Source organism: Pseudoalteromonas sp. bablab_jr010, assembly GCF_016464105.1.
Lineage (GTDB): Bacteria > Pseudomonadota > Gammaproteobacteria > Enterobacterales > Alteromonadaceae > Pseudoalteromonas > Pseudoalteromonas simplex.
Genome location: NZ_JACDWV010000029.1, coordinates 1 through 21638 on the forward strand (window position 1 = coordinate 1; position 21638 = coordinate 21638).

Sequence of the window (21638 nt, forward strand, 5' to 3'; positions counted from 1 at the left end):
TGATCAAACTCTTCAATTAAAAGTTTTTTGAAACCGAAGTTTCGTGCTCAATGAATTCTGTATAAATTGACTATATAGTCACTCATAAGAAATTGAGACTCTAAATTTGTTTGCGTCATCTAGCGAACTAGAATCTGCTGTTAGAACTCAACCTGTACGAGTGCCCACACAGATGATTGCTTTATATTGTTAAAGAACGTTTGAGACACTTTTGCGTCTCAAGGGCTGTGCATTCTACGCAAGCCGTTATTTTTGTCAACACTTAATTTTGAGAAAAGTTTATTTTTTCAAAACTCAGTTTTACTTGACTCAACCAACTCGTCGTTTTGCTTTTTTGTAAGCAGTCCGCCGTGTCGGTGGATGCGCATTATAGGGAGATCCGAATTGAGATCAACTGTTTTTTGAAGTTTTCATGAAAAAAATGACTATTCGCGCAAAATACGAACGAAACGGGTAAAAATAGCACTAAATTACTCGTATTATGGCTATTTAGGCAGTGTTTTTTATAAATGAGCTTGTATTTAAGTTGTATAGAAGGTGATTTAACTATAAAAGAACGCGAATTGATCTTTATATGTGATCTTAATTGCTGGGTGCTAGGTGCTAGGTGCTAGGTGCTAGGTGCTTCAAGATTGCATGGTAATGTTTGGGGTTGATAGAGCTGTTTTATTGATAGTGAATTTTTAGTAGTGAATTTTAGAAAGTAAAAAGCCGAGCATAAGCTCGGCTTTTTGGTGTCTTTACGACTTACTCTGCAGACTGCGCGTCTTCTTGAACTTCTTCGTTTGTCGCTGGGCGACCAACTAGTTCAATATAAGCCATTGGTGCATTATCACCAGCACGGAAGCCACACTTAAGAATACGAGTGTAACCACCAGGACGGTCTGTATTACGTGGACCGATTTCGCTGAATAATTTACCAACTACTTCATTATCACGCGTGCGAGCAAACGCTAAACGGCGGTTTGCTACACTGTCAGTCTTAGCCAGTGTGATTAAAGGTTCAATTACACGGCGCAACTCTTTAGCTTTAGGCAAAGTTGTTTTGATGATTTCATGTTTCACCAAAGAACCAGCCATGTTGCTGAACATCGCTTTGCGATGGCTGCTGTTACGGTTTAATTGACGACCACTCTTACGATGGCGCATGACCCTATCCTTCTAACTAAACTAATATAGTGATTTAGATTATTCAGCTAGGCTTGCAGGCGGCCAATTTTCTAGGCGCATACCTAGAGAAAGACCACGTGAAGCTAGCACGTCTTTAATTTCAGTTAGAGACTTCTTACCTAAGTTAGGCGTTTTAAGAAGCTCAACTTCAGTGCGCTGAACTAAATCACCGATATATTGAATTTGCTCGGCTTTCAAACAGTTTGCTGAACGTACTGTTAGCTCAAGATCATCAACTGGACGAAGCAGAATAGGATCGAATTCTGGCTTCTCTTCTTTCTCTTCTGGCTCAGTTACATCACGTAAATCTACGAATGCATCTAATTGCTCAGCTAAGATAGTAGACGCACGGCGGATCGCTTCTTCAGGATCTAGAGTGCCGTTTGTTTCCATATCAATGATTAACTTGTCTAAGTCTGTACGTTGCTCAACACGGGCTGATTCAACCGAGTACGCAATACGTTCAACTGGGCTGAATGATGCATCAAGCAGCAGACGACCAATTGGACGCTCATCGTCATCAGAGGATAAACGACTAGATGCCGGCACATAACCGCGACCGCGCTCAACACGAATACGCATGCTGATCTCGCTGCTATCTGTCGTAAGGTGACAGATAACGTGATCTGGGTTGGCGATAGTTACATCACCATCGTGCTGAATATCAGCCGCAGTCACAGGGCCTACACCAGATTTAGTCAGGGTCAGAAAAACTTCATCTTTGCCTTCTAAAGTTACTGCTAGACCTTTAAGGTTTAACAGAATTTCAATGATGTCTTCTTGTACGCCCTCTTTCGCGCTGTACTCATGCAATACACCGTCGATTTCTACTTCAGTTACTGCACATCCAGGCATAGATGATAACAGTATACGGCGTAAGGCATTACCCAAAGTGTGACCAAAGCCACGCTCTAATGGTTCTAAAACTACTTTAGAACGCGTTGGGTTGATAGCGTCGATATCGACTAACCTTGGTTTTAGGAATTCGGTAACAGAACCCTGCATTTTATCCTCTCTTAACTCTTAACTTTACTTAGAGTAAAGTTCGACGATTAGTTGTTCGTTAATGTCCGCAGACAGATCTGAACGCTCAGGTAGGCGCTTGAAGCTACCTTCCATTTTCTTACCGTCAACTTCAACCCAAGTCGGCTTTTCACGTTGCTCAGCCAACTCTAGAGCAGCGATGATACGTGCTTGTGTTTTTGACTTCTCACGAATTACAACAGTATCTTCTGGAGTAATTACGTATGAAGGAATGTTCACAACACGACCATTAACTAAAATCGCTTTGTGGCTTACTAACTGACGTGCTTCAGCGCGTGTGCTAGCAAAACCCATGCGATATACAACATTGTCTAAACGTTGCTCTAAAAGCTGTAACAAGTTTTCACCTGTATTACCTTTAAGGCGAGCAGCTTCTTTGTAGTAGTTACGGAATTGCTTTTCTAATACACCGTAGATACGACGTACTTTTTGCTTTTCACGTAGCTGTAAACCGTAATCAGATAAGCGACCTTTACGAGCGCCGTGCTGACCAGGTGCAGTCTCAAGTTTACACTTAGAGTCGATAGCTCTTACGCCGCTCTTAAGGAACAGGTCAGTACCTTCACGACGACTCAGCTTGAGCTTAGGGCCCAAATATCTTGCCATGTTATTTCTCCTAACCTATTGTTAAACGCGACGTTTCTTCGGTGGACGACAACCATTATGAGGGATTGGCGTCACGTCAGTGATGTTAGTGATACGGTAACCAGCAGCATTCAAAGCACGTACAGCAGATTCACGACCTGGACCTGGACCTTTGATGAAAACTTCTAGATTTTTTAAACCGTATTCTTGAGCAGCAGTACCTGCACGCTCTGCAGCAACCTGAGCCGCGAATGGAGTAGATTTACGTGAACCACGGAAACCTGAACCACCTGCTGTTGCCCAAGATAGTGCATTACCTTGACGGTCGGTAATTGTTACAATAGTGTTGTTGAAAGAAGCATGAACGTGAGCCATACCATCAGCAACTTGCTTTTTAACCTTCTTACGACGAATTGGTGCTTTAGCCATAATCTACCCCACCTTATTTCTTGATAGGCTTGCGAGGACCCTTACGAGTACGCGCGTTAGTCTTAGTACGTTGACCACGTAGTGGTAACGAACGACGGTGACGTAGGCCACGGAAACAACCAAGGTCCATAAGGCGCTTGATATTTAATGTAACTTCACGACGAAGGTCACCTTCTACAGTGTACTTGCCAACTGCTTCACGCAATACGTCAAGTGTTTCGTCTGAAAGTTCACCGATTTTTGTGGTCTCGGCGATACCAGTCGCTGCTAAGATAGCCTTAGAGCGAGTCTTACCTATGCCATAAATAGCAGTTAAACCGATAACTGCGTGTTTATGATCAGGGACGTTAATGCCAGCGATACGGGCCACTAACACATCTCCTATATTTGAATTTGGTAATCATCTGTTTGAAAAGCCCGTAAGGATACTCAAACGAAGACCAAATCACAACTAAAAACACAGGCCGAGTAAATAACTCAGCCTGCACGACTGTTTAATTAGCCTTGCCTTTGCTTGTGCTTAGGCTCACTGCAAATTACGCGTACTACACCAGCACGTTTAATAACTTTACAGTTACGGCATATTTTCTTAACGGAAGCACGTACTTTCATTGCTCAACTCCGTAAAATGACCTTATCGACCGTAGCCTTTAAGGTTTGCTTTTTTCAGCACAGAATCATACTGATGTGACATCAGATGCGTCTGTACTTGTGCCATAAAGTCCATGATTACAACAACGATAATCAAAATTGATGTACCGCCGAAATAGAATGGCGTTTGCCATGCCATAGTCATGAATTCGGGCACCAGACAGATAAAGGTTATATACAAAGCACCTGCCAATGTCAGGCGTGTCATCACTTTATCAATGTATTTAGATGTCTGCTCACCTGGACGAATACCTGGGATAAATGCGCCAGATTTTTTCAGGTTATCTGCTGTTTCACGCGGGTTAAATACCAACGCGGTGTAGAAAAAGCAGAAGAAGATAATAGCCGCAGCTAAAACCATCGCATATAAAGGTTGACCTGGAGTCAACGTTGTAGCGATTGCTTGTAGCACATCAGCGACCGGACCTTCACCCTGGCCGAACCAGCTTGCAATTGTACCAGGGAACAGAATTATACTGCTAGCAAAGATTGGTGGAATAACACCCGCCATGTTTACTTTCAGTGGTAAGTGCGTGCTTTGAGCAGCAAATACCTGACGACCTTGTTGACGCTTTGCGTAGTTAACGACGATACGACGTTGGCCACGTTCAAAGAATACAACTAGGTAAGTAACAGCGAATACGATTACAGCAATCAATAACAGTACAAGTACATTCAGATCACCTTGGCGCGCCATTTCGGCTGTCGAACCAATAGCAGACGGCAGGTTAGCTACAATACCAACAAAAATCAGAACTGAGATACCGTTACCGATACCACGCTCTGTAATTTGTTCGCCCAACCACATTAGGAACATAGTACCAGTTACTAAACTCACTACAGCAGTGAAGTAGAAACCGATACCTGGGTTAACAACTAACCCGTCCATCATGCCCGGTAAGCTAGTAGCAATACCGATTGATTGGATTGTAGCAAGCACAAGCGTGCCGTAGCGTGTGTACTGGCTAATTTTCTTACGCCCTTGCTCACCTTCTTTCTTAAGCTCTATAAACGGCGGATACATATGCGTTAATAGTTGCGTAATAATCGAAGCCGAGATGTACGGCATAATACCCAGTGCTAACACTGAAGCGCGCTCAAGCGCACCACCGCTGAACATGTTAAACATTTCAACAATGGTGCCCTTTTGTTGCTCGAAGAAATCGGCAAGTACAGCGGCGTCAATCCCAGGGATCGGCACGAATGAACCTAGACGGTAAATAATGATAGCACCTAATACAAATAGTAATCGACGCTTCAATTCCGAAAGCCCACTTTGTGCACTTTTCATATCTTGACCTGGTTTAGCCATTAGTACTTCCTTAGTCTTCTACCTTGCCTCCGGCAGCTTCGATAGCTTCGCGAGCACCTTTAGTCACTTTAAGACCTTTAACGGTAACTGCGCGTGAAACTTCGCCAGATTTAACTACTTTAACGAACTGGATGTTCTTTTTAACTAGACCAGCTGCTTGTAACGCGTTTACGTCTACTACATCGCCTTCAACTTTAGCGATTTCAAAAAGGTTAACTTCAGTAGATACTAATGATTTACGTGAAGTGAAACCAAATTTAGGTAGACGACGTTGCATAGGCATTTGACCGCCTTCGAAACCAACGCGTACTTTACCGCCAGAACGTGATTTTTGGCCTTTATGACCACGGCCACCAGTCTTACCAAGACCAGAACCAATACCACGACCTAGACGTTTCTTTTCAGTTTTTGCACCAGCAGCAGGTGAAAGTGTATTCAAATGCATCGAATTAACCCTCAACCTTTACCATGTAAGAAACTTGGTTAATCATACCACGCACACATGCTGTGTCTTCTAACTCAACAGTGTGATTGATACGACGTAGACCAAGACCGCGTAATGTAGCTTTATGCTTCGGTAAACGACCGATAGAGCTCTTTACTTGTGTTACTTTTACAGTTTTATTAGCCATGGTTTACCCCGTGATTTCGTCAACGCTAAGACCACGTTTAGCAGCGATTGACTCTGGAGAGTTCATGTTCTCTAGAGCAGCAATCGTTGCACGAACGATGTTGATCGGGTTAGTTGAACCGTATGCTTTTGACAATACGTTCTGTACACCAGTTACTTCTAGTACTGCACGCATCGCACCACCGGCGATGATACCTGTACCTTCAGAAGCAGGCTGCATGTATACTTTAGAACCCGCGTGGCGACCCTTGATTGGGTGCTGTAGCGTGTTACCGTTAAGGTCTACACTGATCATGTTGCGACGTGCTTTTTCCATTGCTTTTTGAATAGCAGCTGGAACTTCACGTGCTTTACCATAACCAAAACCTACTTTACCTGCGCCGTCACCAACTACTGTTAGTGCAGTGAAGCTAAAGATACGACCACCTTTAACCACTTTAGACACACGGTTTACCGCGATTAGCTTTTCAGCCAAATCAGGCTGTTGTTGCTTTGCTTCTACGTTAGCCATTGTCTACTCCTAGAATTGCAGACCGGCTTCACGCGCTGCATCAGCAAGCGCCTTCACACGGCCGTGATATTTAAAGCCACTGCGATCAAAAGCAATCTTTTCGATGCCTTTGTCAGCTGCACGTTCAGCAACCGCTTTACCAACTGCTTGAGCAGCTGCAACGTTACCTGTGCCTTTAACTGTTTCGCTAATTGCTTTTTCAACAGTAGAAGCAGCAGCCAGTACAGTACCCTCAGCAGTAACTACTTGAGCGTAAATGTGACGTGGCGTGCGGTGGATAACAAGACGCGTTGTGCCTTGTTCAATGTAATTTCTACGAGTGCGCTTAGCACGACGTAGACGAGCTGTTTTTTTATCCATCGTCTTACCTTACTTCTTCTTAGCCTCTTTACGGCGTACATTCTCGTCCGCGTAACGAACACCTTTACCTTTATAAGGCTCAGGTTTACGGTATGCACGGATGTTAGCAGCTGTTTGACCAACTAACTGCTTGTCTACGCCCTTAACTAGAACTTCTGTTTGGCTTGGTGTTTCAATCGTAATACCTTCTGGTACTTCGAAATTCACTGGGTGTGAGAAACCAAGAGTTAAGTCTAATACTTTGCCCTTAGCTGCTGCACGGTAACCAACACCTACTAACTGAAGTTTCTTCTCGTAACCTTCATGCGTACCAACAACCATGTTGTTGATTAGAGCGCGAGCAGTACCTGCTTGTGCCCATGCATTAGCTACGCCTTCACGAGGTAAAGTTGTAATAACGTTGTCGTTAACTTGTACTTCAACAGCGTCGTTGATTGTACGAGTTAATTCACCGTTTTTGCCTTTAACTGTGATGTCCTGGCCTTTTAATGTAACTTCTACACCGGCAGGAACATTGATTGGTGCCTTTGCTATGCGAGACATAGTTCCCCTCCGATTAAGCTACAAAGCCAATGATCTCACCACCAACGCCGGCACTACGTGCTGCGCGGTCTGTCATTAGGCCTTTAGAAGTTGATACGATAGCGATACCAAGACCACCCATTACCTTTGGTAATTCGTCACGTTTCTTATAGATACGTAGACCAGGGCGGCTAACACGCTGGATGTTTTCAATAACAGCTTTGCCTTCGAAATATTTCAAATCGATAGAAAGCTCAGGCTTCGCTTCACCGCTTACAGCGTAATCTGCGATATAACCTTCATCTTTTAATACTTTAGCTACTGCTACTTTCAGTTTTGAAGTTGGCATCGTTACTGATACTTTCTTCGCTGACTGACCGTTACGGATACGTGTAAACAAATCCGCAATAGGATCTTGCAAGCTCATAGTCTTACTCCCGTGATACTATTACCAGCTAGCCTTTTTAAGGCCAGGAATTTCACCGCGCATAGCTGCTTCGCGAACTTTAATACGGCTCATGCCGAATTTGCGAAGGTAACCATGTGGGCGGCCCGTAACGTTACAACGATTACGTTGACGTGAAGAGCTAGAATCACGTGGTAAAGCTTGTAGCTTTAATACCGCGTCCCAACGATCATCGTCAGATGTATTAACATCACTGATGATAGCTTTTAGTGCCGCACGCTTTTCAGCGAACTGAGCAACTAATTTCGCACGCTTTGCTTCGCGCGCTTTCATAGAATTCTTTGCCATAACCCTACCCTTATTTCTTGAATGGGAAGTTAAACGCTTCTAACAACGCACGGCCTTCATCATCTGTTTTCGCAGAAGTAGTGATTGTGATATCTAAACCGCGAACACGGTCTACTTTATCATAATCGATTTCTGGGAAGATGATTTGCTCACGTACGCCCATGCTGTAGTTACCACGTCCATCAAAAGACTTAGCACTTACACCACGGAAGTCACGGATACGTGGGATAGCGATTGAAACCAAACGCTCAAAAAAGTCCCACATACGCTCGCCACGTAGGGTTACTTTACAACCAATTGGGTAACCTTCACGCACTTTGAAGCCAGCAACTGATTTGCGTGCTTTAGTGATTAGAGGTTTCTGACCAGAGATTGCTTCTAGATCCGCAACAGCGTTATCTAGGATCTTCTTGTCAGCTAGAGCTTCGCCCACACCCATGTTTAATGTGATCTTTTCGATCTGAGGGACTTGCATGACAGAGCTGAAACCAAACTTCTCTTGAAGCTCAGCAACTACTTTGTCTTTATATACTTCATGCAGTTTCGCCATCATTCTACTCCAACTATTAGATAGTTTTACCAGTAGATTTAAAGATACGTAATTTCTTACCATCTTCAATCTTGAAACCTACACGATCTGCTTTACCCGTTTCCGAGTTGTAGATCGCAACGTTTGATACGTCGATAGACGCTTCTTTCTCAACAATACCGCCAGCTTGGTTCAACTGAGGAACAGGCTTTTGGTGCTTCTTGATTAAGTTGATGCCTTCGACAAATACTCGACCAGATTCAGCAACAACTGAAAGCACTTTACCGCGCTTACCTTTGTCTTTGCCTGCTAGTACGATTACTTCGTCATCACGACGGATTTTTGCTGCCATGATAGACTCCTTATAGTACTTCTGGTGCTAGTGAAACGATTTTCATGAACTTTTCAGTACGAAGTTCACGAGTCACAGGGCCGAAGATACGAGTACCAATTGGCTGTAAGTTATCGTTTAAGATAACAGCCGCATTGCTATCGAAACGGATCAAAGAACCGTCCGGACGACGAACGCCTTTTTTAGTACGCACAACTACCGCGTTTTTAACATCACCTTTCTTCACTTTACCGCGAGGAATAGCTTCTTTTACAGAAACTTTGATGATATCGCCAACCGCTGCATAGCGACGGTGCGAACCGCCAAGGACTTTAATACACTGCACTTTGCGAGCGCCGCTGTTATCAGCAACGTCCAGCTGAGTTTGCATTTGGATCATGTTAATGACCTCCGGTGTAGAAATTACAACGCGCCTTAATTTTGTTTAAAATCAAGACATTTCGGTTAAATTCCACTCAAAAAACAAGCAAGTTGTCTCTTAAGGGCGGGCAATTGTAGCAGCAATGGCAAGGAAGTGGTAGGTTATTTTTTAATTAATTTGGAATTAATCGCAATGCTTGCATTGAGGAATTACAGCAGCTTGCTGGTTTGTTATTGATTATAAAACAAACAGGACGCAAATGCGCCCTGTTTTTGACTTTAATTAAATTTTTATTAATTACCAAATAGACCTTTTAATTTGTCTTTGATTTTATCTTTAGCTTTTTCTTTGACTTCTTCTTTAGCCGCATCACTGACATCTAGGCTATAACCAACATCATGGAATGGACCTTTGATACGCAGTGGAATTTTAAAGCCGGTACTGTCATCGGTCGTGCCTTGCCCTTCGATTGAATCAACAATCCCCGTTACCAAGCGATAGTCTACATTCGTCATAGGTAAATCAACTTTACCTGAGCCTGTAATGCGAATTAGCGGGCTAAGTAGGGATAGGTCTTTATTTTCACCAACACCGTTAGTGAATACAAAACTGCCCTGCAATGCCGAGAAGTCTGTTTGCTGTGAGTTATCAAAGCCTGTATCTAAACCTTCTGATACTGCACTCAAGTTACCTTTGATAAGCTCTTTTGCTTTACGAACCATCTCTGCAATGTTGGCCCCTTTTACCGCACCATCAGCAAACTCAAAGCCTAACTTACCATTTAAAGCATTGATAAAGCTCTTTTGGCTTTGACCTGTGGTCGTTAGATCCCAGTTTAGAGACCCTTTACCCATTAACTTATCGAAACCAGCCGCATCAGTTAGTAATGGCTGTGCATCGATTTTATCTAAAGAAAAGTTAGTACTAATTTTATAAGGTGTTTGCTTGGCGTTAACGGTGATGACACCTTTACCATTGCCTTCATAAGCAACAAACTTATCTAGACTGATTTTTGCCACGGCATTTTTTAGGTTCACCGTTAACTGGTTTTCACCAAGGGTAATATCATTTGCTTGTAAGCCGCTTGAACGCACGACTACATTTGCATCAAGTGCATTTAAGCCGCTCATATCAATTGCAGTATCATCCCAAACAATTGGTTGTGCTGGCGCATCTGCTGCAGGCTCTGCTTGCTCTTCTTTAGCTACGCCCTCTGGTAGGTAAGGGTTTAAATCAAGCATGCCCAAATCAATATCGGCATTCACAGCTAAACGTTCACCAAGCTTAATATCGCTTTTACCTTTAATTTGCAGCTCATCGAGGGTGGCAAGTAGCTCAGTAAGCTTAAACTGCTGTCCTTTTAGGTGCATTGAACCCTTTACATTAAAGGCATTAAACGCATTTTCTTTTGCATTAAGCTCAACACCTTGCCAACTCGCAATATTTTTTACTGAGTCACCACTGACAGAAAGAAGCCCTTGCACGTCATTACCCATTTCTGCAATTGCACCTTTAAAATTTAAATCGACTAAGCGTGAATCAACCTCAGTGCTGACATTAAAGGTTTCGCCTTCAATCGCTTTAACAGGTGTATCTAGCGTCACATCTAAATCAAAGCGCTCACCCATATAGGTAATACCGCCTTTTAACTCTAAGGTCTTACGAAGAGAAGGTAATAAGATTGCTAATTCTAAATCGCTTATCTGTTGCTTTGCCCCGGTTTTACCATCTAGATAAGTGAAAGTACCACCGTAGATTGCTACTTCACCAAGTTCGATATCAAAGTTATCTGGTAAGTTAACAGCGCCAGAACTCTTTTGCTGCTCTGTCTGTGGTTGCTCAGCAACCGCATCAAATAATTGCCAGTTTGCTTTACCATTTTTATCGGTTTCTAACAAAATTGTTGGTTCGTTAATAACGAATTTATCGAGCTTAAACTCACCGCCAAATAACGACATCCACGGGATACGGATAGCAAGTTGCTGCATGCTTGCCATATCTTTTTGCGAGCCAGTTTGCATATTGGCAAAGTGCACATCATTCAATTCGAGTTTTAATGATGGAAATACCGACAGCTTTTTATCGCCATTAATAGTCAGACTACGACCTGTGGTTTGTTCTACTTGCTCCGATACTTTATTAAATATCGCGTCTGTAGGTATGAGAAATGGTGCAGCGACTACCAATGCAATCAGTAATACGAAGATGACACCAACAATTTTCAGTAAGGTTTTCATAATCATCCTTAAAAATGGGCAAACAATGTTCATATCATAGCGGTAGTTAGGCGCAAATGCATTGCCCAACACACAAAAAGGTTTGTAAACAAGCTTAGGTACAAGAATATGAATCAGCGCTGAAACTTTTTGATACCTGTAGGTTACAAAAAGATCTTGACCGTATGATACCCTAGGGTTACATTGATACCTGTAGGTTACATTTGAGTTTAAAATAAAAGGAAACGATTATGTCTAAGCAAGATATCAAAACGGAAGAAAAGTTTATGAGTCATAACGCATGGTTTTCAATATTCATGGGAGTCACGTTATTAATTATTAGTGTTTACCCAATGCTCAAGCAAACATCAGTATTTTTACTGTTTATTGGTGTTGCCGCATTTTTAGGATCTTTCTTTATGTTTGTGATTAGAGGGGGATTTACATGGAAACTCGGTTATCGCCTTACTTATAAGGATGAATTTTTAAATACGATTGATACCATCGCTTATAAACATGTTGTGCTTGGATTGCTTTTTAGCATGGGGGCTATTTTTTTATTGTCTGATGAACTTGCTTTAAATGTATCTCATAGCATGATGGCCACATTTTACCTTGCCTTGATGTGTTTGATATATGGCGTATCAATTCTTTGGCAAAGTAGAGACTAGGTATAAAAGTGCAAAATAATATCGCTAAATTCCGCAAAGAAAAGGGGTTATCGCAGCAAGAACTTGCCGATGCCATTACAGTATCACGTAAAACCATTAGCACAGTTGAAACAGGCCGCTTTATACCCTCGGTGATTATCGCGTTAAAAATTGCCGCTCACTTTGAACTCAGTGTTGAGCAATTATTTACACTCGATGACCATGATTAATTAACCACGCCAGTCGCAATCTTACTTATAAATTATCAGTAAGATTGCATCATTTCATTACTTCGGTATGATGCACGACCCTGTTGTTTTTGCACCCTGTGTACTAAAATTAAACAACCCAATTTGGTCAAAACTGGAGTATCGATTAAGCATGAAGAAACTGCTTATTTCACCGTCAAAAATGGCGCTTGGCGAGCAAGAAAGTCAAATTTATCAAAATATCCTCAAGCAAGCCTCTGATATCAGCTTAAACCTAATGGCAGTTAAAGTAGAAAACCACCCTGAAGACTTTTTAGGTTGGTGCTATGAGCTATTAAGTGCAAGCCGCGATCGCATTAACTACGATCTGTTAGAAGATAAGCAATTACCCACTCTTAAAAAACTTCATGACTTATTAATTTCTGCAATCAGTTTTTTGCAGTTAAAAACATTAAGGGTTGCGCCATGGCCTGTTATTGCAGGCTTCATCGAGCAGCATAAAGAGCTTTTAGCCCTTGATGAGCAACTACGCTTAGCTAATTACATTGCTGCAATTAAATCGCAATCCCTAAAAGAGATGATCCCAGAAGACCGTTTAGCGTTTTCAGGTAAACACAGTGCCTCGCTTGATCCAAGCAGCTATAACTTCGACGTTGAGTGGTTTGCTTCTACCAAGAACGCGAAAGGTTTCCACCAAATGTTGAGTGATTTACCTGGTGCGTTCGATGAGGCGCTTGTACACATTCCAGCTGAGGGTGAAGTAACGCAAGAACATTATCAGCATTTTATGGTTGCTTACTTCATGGCATTTAATGGCAGCGATGAAAAGCCAACGCTTGCTCCTGCTACTCGCTTGCTTGCGATGCGCCGACCTGACGTGTTTACACCAATCGTAAATAGTAAACTTGATGCCCTTTGTGCGGCATTAGGCATTACTAAGCTTAATAACCGTGATTTTGAGCGCTACTGGCAAGATGTTGTCGAAGCAATACATAGCATGCCTTGGTTCAAAATGACCAGTGCAGCAAATGAGCTTGAACAATCTCTGGTTGAAATCAAAGCCCTATTGCCTAGCTTCTTTTATTATGCAGATAAAAGTACCGCTGATAACTCTAACTATATTAAGTTGTTAAACAAACCTAAGAGTACCACGAGCTCAGCAGGTAAAAAGACCGTACGCCGTGGCAAAGAATCAGCAGAGATACTGGTGGACCGAGCATTAGCAAGTGATGATATCCCTGAACATATCAAAGCTAAGCGCGATTCAATCATCAGTGAAGTTGAAAAAGGCCGCAGTGTTGAAGAAACCATTAGTCTAATGCGTGCAATTTTCGGCTAAGTTACTCTCAAATAAGCAAAACCCGGTTGCTTCGCAATTGTGCAACCGGGTTATTTTTTGCACCACACATGTGCGCATGAACAATTCAAATAACTATCCTTTTCACAATTAAACAAGTTTAAAAGCCTGTTTTTAAAGCCTTTAAGCATAAAATATCCCGTTAGAAATTAACTTGGCACAACCAGTGCAATATCGTATCCAGACAACACATAGAAAATGTCCTCAAATAATAACCAGACTGCAATCTGAAAATGGGACAAAATCAACATAACAACAGGATACAGAAACATGCTAAAACTAAAAAAAACGGTCGCAGCAAGCGCCCTTGCGCTATTAACTTTGAGCTCAACATATAGCTATGCAGAAGTCACAGCAAACGCTGCGGCAACTTCAAACTACTTATGGCGTGGTCAAGAGCAAGGCGGCGGTGATGCTGCAATCCAAGGTGGTATCGACTACGCAAGTGAATCTGGCTTTTATGCGGGTACTTGGGTGTCGAATGCTAGCTGGGCTGACGACATGACTTACGAGCTAGACCTTTATGCTGGTTTTGGCGGTGAAATCAATGAAACCTTTAGCTACGATGTTGGCTACATTTATTATGCATACCCAGATGCAGCATCTTACACAGATGCAGACTTCTCTGAAATCTACGGTAGCATTAGCGTGGGTAGCTTCACCTTTGGTGCAGCAGTCCTAGCAACATCAGCAGCAAGCGGTGACGGTACAGATTTTGGTGACTCTCTATATTTAAATGCTGACTACAGTTTCCCAGTTGGCAGTACCGGTGCAGAAATGGCCCTTCACTTAGGTCATTACTCAGGGGATTTCATTGGTGATGATAACATCATCGACTACGGTGTTTCAGTGTCGAAAGACGGCTTTACTTTCGGTCTTTCAGACAACGACATTGATGGTTCAGATGTAAAAGTGTACGTCGCTTACGCGGTTGACTTCACTTTATAAAGAATGTGTTACTTGCTGCAACACGAAGGGCCGTTAAGGCCCTTTTCTCATTTATATCAATACACTTATGGTACACTATGACCAGTTGATCCTTGCCAAATGCGATACCATTGTTCACGGTTCATAGTAAGCTGCTTAGCGTCAACAGCTGATTTAACACGCTCAATATTACCCGTACCAAGTACCACAGACGGTGCACTTGGGTGCATTAACAGCCAAGCATAAACAACCTGATCAATGGCTGTGGCGCCAATTTCAGCCCCAACCTGCTCCAACACTGCACGTAAACGCACCGCTTTTTCATCTTCACTTGAGAATAAGCGCCCCCCAGCTAATGGAGACCAAAGCATAGGTTTGATATCAAGTAATTGGCATTGGTCTAAGCTGCCATCATCAAGGGCTTTCATCTCGTAAGGTGAAAACTCAATTTGATTAGTCACAAGCTCAAAGTCTAAACGCGACTGCAACAAGCTAAGTTGCGATGGGGTAAAATTAGATACACCAAAGTCAAGCACATCACCATTTGCTTTTAGGGTATTAAATGCTTGTGCCATTTCATCGGCGTTCATCAAGTAATCAGGGCGATGAATAAGTAATACATCTAAACGATCAGTGCTGAAGTTTTTAAGTGACTGCTGTGCCGAGGCAATAATATGCGCGGCACTTGAATCATAATGATTTGCTTTGCCTTGTAGCCCTAGGCTTGCAAACGCAGGCTTGATACCACACTTTGTGATTATTTTGATTTCATCACGAATACTTGGTTTTAGTTTAAGTGCTTTACCAAATTCAGCTTCACAACCGTATTCACCGTAAATGTCAGCGTGATCGGTATGTGACACCCCCATTTCAATTGCATTTTCTAAAAAACTTAAGCATTGCTGGGGCGTTATCTGCCAATCTAGCAAACGCCAGAACCCTAATACCAACTCATCAATACAACGATCATTGTTATTCACCATAACGACCTACTTTTCCTAATAAATTCGACTCAAATTAACTCTTTAACCATATCACAGATTTACCAATCACAGCTGTTAACATACAGTTACAAAATAGATTGCTAATTTGTTACTAAACAGGATATTTTAGTACCTAAAAACAAATGTTATAAAACAAGGAATAAAAAATGAAATCGTCAAATGTTATGACTGCTTTGGTTGATATTTTTATCAGCCCAAGCAAAGCCTTTAATGGTTTAAAAGAGGCAAAAGGTTGGTCTTTTGTTGCCTTTATTTTACTTGCCGGCATTCTCGCTGCCAGCATGTTTGCTTTTTACAATAAGGCTGACCCGCAGTTTTTAATAGATCAACAAGTGGCAGCGGCCAGTGTTGATGCCACCATTGCAGAACAAAAAATGATTCGCCAAAGCATGGAGCAAACCATAGATATGCAAGTATGGTTTGCTATGTTTGGTGGCATTATTGGTTTGGCTGTTATTAATGCTCTAATGGCAGGCTACTACCTATTTGTATCTAAGCAAGACCCAGAAGCTAATTATGGCTATGGTGCGTGGTATGGCTTTGGTGTGTGGACTATGATGCCAATGATTATTTCAAGCCTAGGTTTACTCATCTTAGTATTAACTGCGAGTACCGACCAAATCTCACAGACGTTATTTAACTATGCTTCGATTAACCAACTTTTAATTGGTTTAGAAATTGGCCACCCATTCTACACCTTACTTGAAAGTCTCAATATCTTTTCTATTTGGGGTATTTTCATCGCAGCTATCGGTTTAAAGAGCTGGACTAATTTCACTTTCAATAAGGCGCTACTGTTTGCAGCCTTACCAAGTATTGTTATTTACGGTATTTGGACTGTAATCGCTCTCGTTTAATTCTGCTTTGAGCGGCAATATGCCGCTCTTAACTTCCAAGGAAGAAAGATGAAAAAAGCCATTATAATTGGCCTCGCTGTTACGGCATTTGTCGCTTTACTAATCTCAAAACAAGTCACAGGCAATAAAGATGCACCAGAAATGCATATTGCAGAAGTTGAACAAGGCAATATTGCCGATTCAATTTTAGCCTCTGGTAACCTAGTTTTTAACACCCAAGTGCAACTGCGCTCAGAAGTGACTGGCCGTGTAGCGAAAGTGTTTGTAGAAGAAGGCGAAAGTGTCACTGAAGGCGATATTCTTATGCGCTTAGATACGACCGCGTTTGAATCTGAAGTTGCCCGCAATAAAGCCGTGCTTCGTGCGACCGAAATCGATATTAAACATAGCGAAACCCGATTAAAAAATATTGAGCGCCAATTAAGCCGCCAAAAAGAGCTTTATGAAGTGGGCCTTGCTGGCCAAGAAGTGTATGAAAACCTACAAAATGCCCGCGATTTAGCAAAAATAGATATTGAAGCAAAACGTGAAGCTTACAACCAAGCCCAAGCATCACTATTGATTGCTGAAGACCGTTTAAATAAAAGCGTGTTTCGCGCTCCAATGAGTGGCCTACTTGCTTCGGTAAATATTAAAGAAGGTGAAACCGTTATTGCGGGAACAACCAACATTATTGGCTCAGACTTGATGCTAGTAGCTGACCCCAGCGCAATATTAGCCGAACTTCGAGTGGATGAAACCGATATTGCTGGTATCAAACTAGACCAACATGCAGATATCTATGCTGCCGCTTACCCAAATCAACCTTTTACTGGCAAAGTCATAAACATTGGCACATCAGCAAAAAATCAAGCTGGTTCACAAGGCTTATCATTTAAAGTCAAGGTACTGCTTGATGCCACTGACCGCCAGCTTTATGCCGGAATGAGCTGCCGCGCAGAAATCGCCACAAGCATTGCCGAAAACGGCTTAAAACTGCCTATTGAAGCTATTCAAAAAGAGGATGATAGCTACTTTGTCTGGAAGCTTAACGCAGATAACACAGTAACTAAAACAGCTGTTACGGTAGGTATTTCTTCAGATATCGAACAAGCACTAACCAGCGGTGTTGCAAAAGGAGATCGTATTGTTATCGGCCCAGCTAGACCACTTAGCTCACTAAAAGAGGGTGATACGGTAGCCGTTAAAAACAGCCCTGAAAAAGGTGCTAGCTAATGTCTGTGGTGATCAAACTCAGTAATATCAATAAACAATACAAAATGGGCGAACAAGTTTTCAAAGCCCTTGATGATATTAATATTGAAATTGCTCAAAATGAGTATGTTGCCATTATTGGCCCTTCCGGCTCAGGTAAATCAACCCTGATGAACTTGCTTGGCTGCTTAGATACTCCCACCAGTGGTGACTACTATTTAAAAGATAAGCTCGTAAAGCGCATGACCGAAACGGAGCTTGCTCATCAGCGTAATGAAAGTGTTGGCTTTATTTTTCAAAGTTTCAATTTATTACCACGAGCATCCGCCCTTGAAAATGTTATGCAGCCCTTAGTGTATCGATTTATCTCAGCCAAAGAGCGAAAGCAACAAGCGCTCGAATCATTACAACGGGTTGGTCTTGGCGATAAGGTGAATCACCTTTCAAGCCAACTTTCTGGTGGTCAACGTCAACGTGTCGCTATAGCTCGCGCACTAGTTACTAAGCCCCATATTCTACTTGGTGATGAGCCTACCGGTAACCTAGATAGTAAAACCACCACTGAAATCATGGCGCTGTTTGATGAGCTTCATAACGAAGGGCACACCATTATTTTGGTTACTCACGAACAAGATATTGCTGATCACTGCCAACGTGTTATTCGTTTAGTTGATGGCAAAGTTGTTAGTGATACCCGCAAAGGCGAAGGAGCAAGACAACATGTTTAAATCTGCTATCGCTGTAATGGAAGGCACAAAAGCAGCACTGATGGCAATTAAAGCCAATGCAATGCGTAGTGCCCTTACCTGCTTGGGCATTATTATTGGTGTTGCTGCAGTTGTGACCGTGGTAGCAGTAATGCAAGGGTTTACCAAGCAAATTAATGATCAGCTTGCTGACATGTCTCCTGATGTCACCAATATAAAGCCTTACACTAGCGTAGAAAAAGAAATGGTAGGGCAACAAGCAAAGTTAACCTACAGCGACTTTTTAACTCTAAAAGCACGCGTGAAAGAAGCTGAAACCTTTACTGCACTGATGTTTACTTGGCGCTTTTCGGGTGCAGCAGAGTATGGCAATAAAAGCCATGCTTCACGGGTAATGGGCACAGAGCAAGACTACCAAAAAGCTTACCGCACCTACCCAGAACTCGGCCGATTTATTCGCGCAGAAGATGATGCAAAACGCCGTAGAGTGGCGTTTATTGGCCCTTCAATTATCGAAAAGCTTAACCTGCCTGAAAACCCTGTAGGTGAATATATCAAACTCGGTGGTGAGTGGTTTCGCATTATTGGTGTTGCTGAAAAACAAGGTAGTTTATTAGGTTTTGACCAAGACGATTACATTAATATTCCGATAAGTACCATGAGTGCGCTAGAGGGCGGCAGTGTTGATACCAATGTACAAATGATGTTTCGTTTGAAAGACGATGCTAACGAAGCGCAAGTACTGGCTAAAATTCGCCGCCTCTTACGTCAATTACATAAACTGAAAGACGGTGAAGATGACGACTTTGAGTTTGAAACCGCCGAAAAAGCCCGTGCTAATATCGATAAATTTACCGGAAGTGCAACCGCAATTACCGCGGGGATCGTAGGTATCAGCCTGGTAGTTGGTGGTATCGGAGTGATGAATATCATGCTGGTTTCGGTAACAGAACGTACGCGTGTGATCGGCACTTTAAAAGCATTAGGGGCAACACCTGGTTTTATTATGCTGCAATTTTTAGTTGAAGCGGTGGTGCTATCACTGTTTGGTGGTTTAATTGGTTTAGCGATAGGCTACGGTGCTGCGGCACTAATTTCAGTTTTAGTGCCGAGCATGCCAGATGCCTACATACCGGGTTGGGCGATTATGCTGTCATTTGGCTTTACTTCATTGATTGGTATTGTGTTTGGCTTAGCGCCCGCTATTAAAGCTGCACGCTTAAACCCAATTGATGCACTGCGTTATGAATAACTAGTCTGGCTTATAAGGTACTTGAGCGCAGCTTATTTCAACTGTTTTCGGGTACCAAATAGGCCCAACTTGGTTTACTGCAGCTTCAGCTAAACCATTGGTGAACGACTTATAAGTGTGAACAGTTTGCCATTCGGAATCAGGGCACTCCTCTGATAAGTCTACAGGCTCTGAACCTTCGTAAAGCGCCGCGGCAAAGTTATGATGCCATTGCTCTGTTGCAGGCGCTTTATTGGCTTGTGCAGCACTGCCATTATCAAAGTAGATATTTGTGCAACCACTTAAGGTTGCCACTAACACAGTTGTTGCTAGTAGGCTTTTCATAATTGTTGCTCCTGTGCTTGTTGCTCACACCATACTTTTACTGTGTGAGGAGCATAAATTCCGAGTGTAACGAGTCCTAATGCGCCATCAGCGAATGTTTGTTGCGATTGCATTTGGGCAACTTTTTTATCTTGGCAAATAGCCTTTACATCAACGCGCTCTTCACCAACGAGGCCCCACAAAAAGAATGGGCGGCTATCTTGGTAATCAGCTTTAGTGGCTAATTTATTGGTTGTTTTTTCTGGCACTATGGTGACTGATGAACACGCTGTCACCGATAAGGCAAGCAGCATACAGGCCATTTGTTTCATGAGTAGTTCCTTTGTCTGAGTTGTTAAGCTCAGTAAGTATAAGAATATGAGTACTCATTTTGGGTAAGAAAGCGTATAGAAATTGTAGAAAATACTACAGTTTCTAACATTTAGCCTTTGAACTAAACTGAGGCTAACAACGACTAACTCTCAAGGAACGTAACTAAAGGTCATTATGACGGCATATCTGCGTATATTTTTATTACTTGTGTGTTTGAGTGTGCTGTCTTGGTATAGCTTTTCAAGCGATCCTAGCTCTGATGAGCAACAAGGTATAACCAAAACCGCTGTGAACCTTGCTAATTGCCAACAGCAGTTAGCACAAAGTCGTATGCAAACTTACGCTGAACATTATATTTTGCCCTATCAGTTCAAGTTATTGAGTTGGAATATCTACAAAGCACAAATAGATGGCTTACTCACAGATTTGCAAAACCTAAATGCCGGTGCTGATATTGTGTTACTACAAGAAGCTATCGAAGAACCTTCGCTTACAAAGCTCAAACCCTATTGGCGCTTTGCTAAAGGGTATAAGAGTGGCGGCGTGCAATCTGGAGTTATGACACTCAGCCGCTGGCCAGCTACTGTGCATTGTACACTCACCCATAAAGAGCCTTGGCTACGTAGCCCAAAAGCCACCAATATTGTGGAATATGCGCTGCCAGATCAACAGTTATTACTGAGTATTAACCTGCATGCCATTAACTTTGCTTTTGGCGTTAGTGACTTTAAACAACAGCTAGACGATGCCGCTGCTATTATGCAAACGCACAAAGGGCCTATCGTGTTTGCCGGTGATCTCAATACTTGGAGTGATGAGCGCCAAGCATTATTACAGCAAACATTGACTCAGCTAGGTTTGCACGAAGCTATCTATTTAGATGATAAACGTACCAAAGCATTTGGGTTAGCACTTGACCAAGTATGGGTGCGTGGTGTCAAAATAAAGACAACCATAGTACCTGAGCTTGTAAGCTCAGATCATAATCCAATAATTGCAACCTTGACCATAGAGCAAAAAGTACAGTGAAAATAACAATGAAAGGATATTGGTTTATCGCGTTAATGTTATTGAGCATTAGCCAATTCAGTAATGCAGCGACCCCAGAACAAGAGATAAATCACCTCATTGATTTTGTCGCTAAGAGTGATGCCGTATTTATTCGCAACGGCACAGAGCACTCAAGCCAAGATGCTGCCGAACACCTAGCTATGAAGTATCGAAAAGCAACCCGCTATGCAAAAACTGCCGAAAAGTTTATCGAAAATCTGGCGAGCAAAAGCTCATGGAGCGGTAAGCCCTATAAAGTTAAACTCAGCAATGGTAACTTAATCAATGCAAAAGATTGGTTAAGCAATGAATTAAAAGAGTACCGTCGAAACCAACATATTCATAATTAAAATCATCAACACACAAGA

Annotated in this window: 31 protein-coding genes; 10 read left to right on the forward strand and 21 right to left on the reverse strand. The window is 42.3% G+C overall.

Translation table 11 applies throughout. The features are described 5' to 3' along the window. Positions 1-747: 747 nt before the first annotated feature. The 18 genes from rplQ to JIG37_RS00715 all read right to left on the reverse strand — a co-directional run bounded on the left by rplQ (position 748) and on the right by JIG37_RS00715 (position 11448). Positions 748-1149 carry a 50S ribosomal protein L17 gene (rplQ, locus tag JIG37_RS00630; RefSeq protein ID WP_004589197.1) on the reverse strand — a complete coding sequence of 134 codons (402 nt, stop codon included), beginning with the start codon at positions 1147-1149 and terminating at the stop codon, positions 748-750. Between the two features lie 39 nt (positions 1150-1188). Beyond that, a complete protein-coding gene (gene rpoA / locus JIG37_RS00635) occupies positions 1189-2175 on the reverse strand; it encodes a DNA-directed RNA polymerase subunit alpha (protein ID WP_004589198.1) in 987 nt (328 codons plus the stop codon). 24 nt (positions 2176-2199) lie between these two features. Further along, entirely contained in the window at positions 2200-2820 is a 621-nt protein-coding gene (rpsD, locus tag JIG37_RS00640; RefSeq protein WP_036974007.1) for a 30S ribosomal protein S4, read from the reverse strand. A gap of 21 nt (positions 2821-2841) precedes the next feature. Next, entirely contained in the window at positions 2842-3228 is a 387-nt protein-coding gene (rpsK, locus tag JIG37_RS00645) for a 30S ribosomal protein S11 (RefSeq protein ID WP_036974009.1), read from the reverse strand. A gap of 13 nt (positions 3229-3241) precedes the next feature. Continuing rightward, positions 3242-3598, reverse strand: coding sequence for a 30S ribosomal protein S13 (gene rpsM, locus JIG37_RS00650; protein ID WP_036974011.1), 357 nt, complete (start codon positions 3596-3598; stop codon positions 3242-3244). 128 nt (positions 3599-3726) lie between these two features. Continuing rightward, on the reverse strand, positions 3727-3840 hold the full coding sequence (rpmJ, locus tag JIG37_RS00655; protein ID WP_002959476.1) for a 50S ribosomal protein L36: 114 nt from the start codon (positions 3838-3840) through the stop codon (positions 3727-3729). 22 nt (positions 3841-3862) lie between these two features. Next, entirely contained in the window at positions 3863-5191 is a 1329-nt protein-coding gene (secY, locus tag JIG37_RS00660; RefSeq protein WP_036974013.1) for a preprotein translocase subunit SecY, read from the reverse strand. Between the two features lie 10 nt (positions 5192-5201). Continuing rightward, the gene (rplO, locus tag JIG37_RS00665) at positions 5202-5636 is read right to left on the reverse strand and encodes a 50S ribosomal protein L15 (RefSeq protein WP_054554386.1); all 435 of its coding nucleotides are present in this window, start codon (positions 5634-5636) and stop codon (positions 5202-5204) included. Between the two features lie 4 nt (positions 5637-5640). Further along, entirely contained in the window at positions 5641-5823 is a 183-nt protein-coding gene (rpmD, locus tag JIG37_RS00670) for a 50S ribosomal protein L30 (protein ID WP_016710201.1), read from the reverse strand. A gap of 3 nt (positions 5824-5826) precedes the next feature. After that, the gene (gene rpsE, locus JIG37_RS00675) at positions 5827-6333 is read right to left on the reverse strand and encodes a 30S ribosomal protein S5 (protein WP_036974018.1); all 507 of its coding nucleotides are present in this window, start codon (positions 6331-6333) and stop codon (positions 5827-5829) included. A gap of 9 nt (positions 6334-6342) precedes the next feature. Next, on the reverse strand, positions 6343-6693 hold the full coding sequence (gene rplR, locus JIG37_RS00680) for a 50S ribosomal protein L18 (RefSeq protein ID WP_036974021.1): 351 nt from the start codon (positions 6691-6693) through the stop codon (positions 6343-6345). 9 nt (positions 6694-6702) lie between these two features. Further along, positions 6703-7236 carry a 50S ribosomal protein L6 gene (gene rplF, locus JIG37_RS00685; RefSeq protein ID WP_054554387.1) on the reverse strand — a complete coding sequence of 178 codons (534 nt, stop codon included), beginning with the start codon at positions 7234-7236 and terminating at the stop codon, positions 6703-6705. A 13-nt stretch (positions 7237-7249) separates the two neighbouring features. Then, positions 7250-7642: a 30S ribosomal protein S8 gene (rpsH, locus tag JIG37_RS00690; protein ID WP_054554388.1), complete on the reverse strand. Its 393-nt coding sequence runs from the start codon at positions 7640-7642 to the stop codon at positions 7250-7252. A gap of 21 nt (positions 7643-7663) precedes the next feature. Continuing rightward, positions 7664-7969, reverse strand: coding sequence for a 30S ribosomal protein S14 (gene rpsN, locus JIG37_RS00695; protein ID WP_054554389.1), 306 nt, complete (start codon positions 7967-7969; stop codon positions 7664-7666). 10 nt (positions 7970-7979) lie between these two features. Further along, on the reverse strand, positions 7980-8519 hold the full coding sequence (gene rplE / locus JIG37_RS00700; RefSeq protein ID WP_058586187.1) for a 50S ribosomal protein L5: 540 nt from the start codon (positions 8517-8519) through the stop codon (positions 7980-7982). Positions 8520-8535: 16 nt separating this feature from the next. After that, entirely contained in the window at positions 8536-8850 is a 315-nt protein-coding gene (gene rplX / locus JIG37_RS00705) for a 50S ribosomal protein L24 (RefSeq protein WP_054554391.1), read from the reverse strand. Between the two features lie 10 nt (positions 8851-8860). Then, positions 8861-9229: a 50S ribosomal protein L14 gene (gene rplN / locus JIG37_RS00710; RefSeq protein ID WP_010378257.1), complete on the reverse strand. Its 369-nt coding sequence runs from the start codon at positions 9227-9229 to the stop codon at positions 8861-8863. 275 nt (positions 9230-9504) lie between these two features. Beyond that, a complete protein-coding gene (locus tag JIG37_RS00715; RefSeq protein WP_199528394.1) occupies positions 9505-11448 on the reverse strand; it encodes an AsmA family protein in 1944 nt (647 codons plus the stop codon). A 230-nt stretch (positions 11449-11678) separates the two neighbouring features. Here JIG37_RS00715 and JIG37_RS00720 point away from each other — a divergent pair, with 230 nt between their 5' ends. The 4 genes from JIG37_RS00720 (at position 11679) to JIG37_RS00735 (ending at position 14591) form a co-directional block, all read left to right on the forward strand. Beyond that, a complete protein-coding gene (locus JIG37_RS00720) occupies positions 11679-12098 on the forward strand; it encodes a hypothetical protein (protein ID WP_054554393.1) in 420 nt (139 codons plus the stop codon). Positions 12099-12106: 8 nt separating this feature from the next. Further along, positions 12107-12307: a helix-turn-helix transcriptional regulator gene (locus tag JIG37_RS00725; RefSeq protein WP_199528395.1), complete on the forward strand. Its 201-nt coding sequence runs from the start codon at positions 12107-12109 to the stop codon at positions 12305-12307. Between the two features lie 151 nt (positions 12308-12458). After that, positions 12459-13625, forward strand: a complete 1167-nt coding sequence (locus tag JIG37_RS00730; protein WP_199528396.1) for a hypothetical protein — start codon at positions 12459-12461, stop codon at positions 13623-13625. A 288-nt stretch (positions 13626-13913) separates the two neighbouring features. Then, positions 13914-14591 carry a TorF family putative porin gene (locus tag JIG37_RS00735; RefSeq protein ID WP_199528397.1) on the forward strand — a complete coding sequence of 226 codons (678 nt, stop codon included), beginning with the start codon at positions 13914-13916 and terminating at the stop codon, positions 14589-14591. Positions 14592-14656: 65 nt separating this feature from the next. On the opposite strand, the gene JIG37_RS00740 is transcribed toward JIG37_RS00735, so the two are convergent. Further along, positions 14657-15550 carry an aldo/keto reductase gene (locus JIG37_RS00740; RefSeq protein ID WP_138601069.1) on the reverse strand — a complete coding sequence of 298 codons (894 nt, stop codon included), beginning with the start codon at positions 15548-15550 and terminating at the stop codon, positions 14657-14659. A 170-nt stretch (positions 15551-15720) separates the two neighbouring features. Between JIG37_RS00740 and JIG37_RS00745 the strand changes: the two genes are divergently transcribed. The 4 genes from JIG37_RS00745 to JIG37_RS00760 are packed head-to-tail and all read left to right on the forward strand — an operon-like array spanning position 15721 to position 19584. Beyond that, the gene (locus JIG37_RS00745) at positions 15721-16431 is read left to right on the forward strand and encodes a YIP1 family protein (RefSeq protein ID WP_054554396.1); all 711 of its coding nucleotides are present in this window, start codon (positions 15721-15723) and stop codon (positions 16429-16431) included. 48 nt (positions 16432-16479) lie between these two features. Further along, complete coding sequence (locus JIG37_RS00750; RefSeq protein ID WP_054554397.1) at positions 16480-17646, forward strand: efflux RND transporter periplasmic adaptor subunit; 1167 nt, start codon at positions 16480-16482, stop codon at positions 17644-17646. Continuing rightward, complete coding sequence (locus tag JIG37_RS00755) at positions 17646-18353, forward strand: ABC transporter ATP-binding protein (protein WP_138618388.1); 708 nt, start codon at positions 17646-17648, stop codon at positions 18351-18353. Before JIG37_RS00750 ends, JIG37_RS00755 begins: the two co-directional genes overlap by 1 nt. After that, positions 18346-19584, forward strand: a complete 1239-nt coding sequence (locus JIG37_RS00760) for an ABC transporter permease (protein ID WP_199528398.1) — start codon at positions 18346-18348, stop codon at positions 19582-19584. Before JIG37_RS00755 ends, JIG37_RS00760 begins: the two co-directional genes overlap by 8 nt. Here the strand turns inward: JIG37_RS00760 and JIG37_RS00765 are convergent, their stop codons facing one another. Next, positions 19585-19908, reverse strand: a complete 324-nt coding sequence (locus JIG37_RS00765) for a hypothetical protein (RefSeq protein WP_054554400.1) — start codon at positions 19906-19908, stop codon at positions 19585-19587. Next, positions 19905-20219, reverse strand: a complete 315-nt coding sequence (locus JIG37_RS00770) for a Bor family protein (protein ID WP_054554401.1) — start codon at positions 20217-20219, stop codon at positions 19905-19907. Before JIG37_RS00770 ends, JIG37_RS00765 begins: the two co-directional genes overlap by 4 nt. Positions 20220-20394: 175 nt before the next feature. Here JIG37_RS00770 and JIG37_RS00775 point away from each other — a divergent pair, with 175 nt between their 5' ends. Next, a complete protein-coding gene (locus tag JIG37_RS00775; RefSeq protein WP_054554402.1) occupies positions 20395-21249 on the forward strand; it encodes an endonuclease/exonuclease/phosphatase family protein in 855 nt (284 codons plus the stop codon). A gap of 8 nt (positions 21250-21257) precedes the next feature. Beyond that, positions 21258-21620 carry a DUF5329 domain-containing protein gene (locus JIG37_RS00780; RefSeq protein ID WP_054554403.1) on the forward strand — a complete coding sequence of 121 codons (363 nt, stop codon included), beginning with the start codon at positions 21258-21260 and terminating at the stop codon, positions 21618-21620. The last annotated feature ends 18 nt before the right edge of the window (positions 21621-21638 follow it).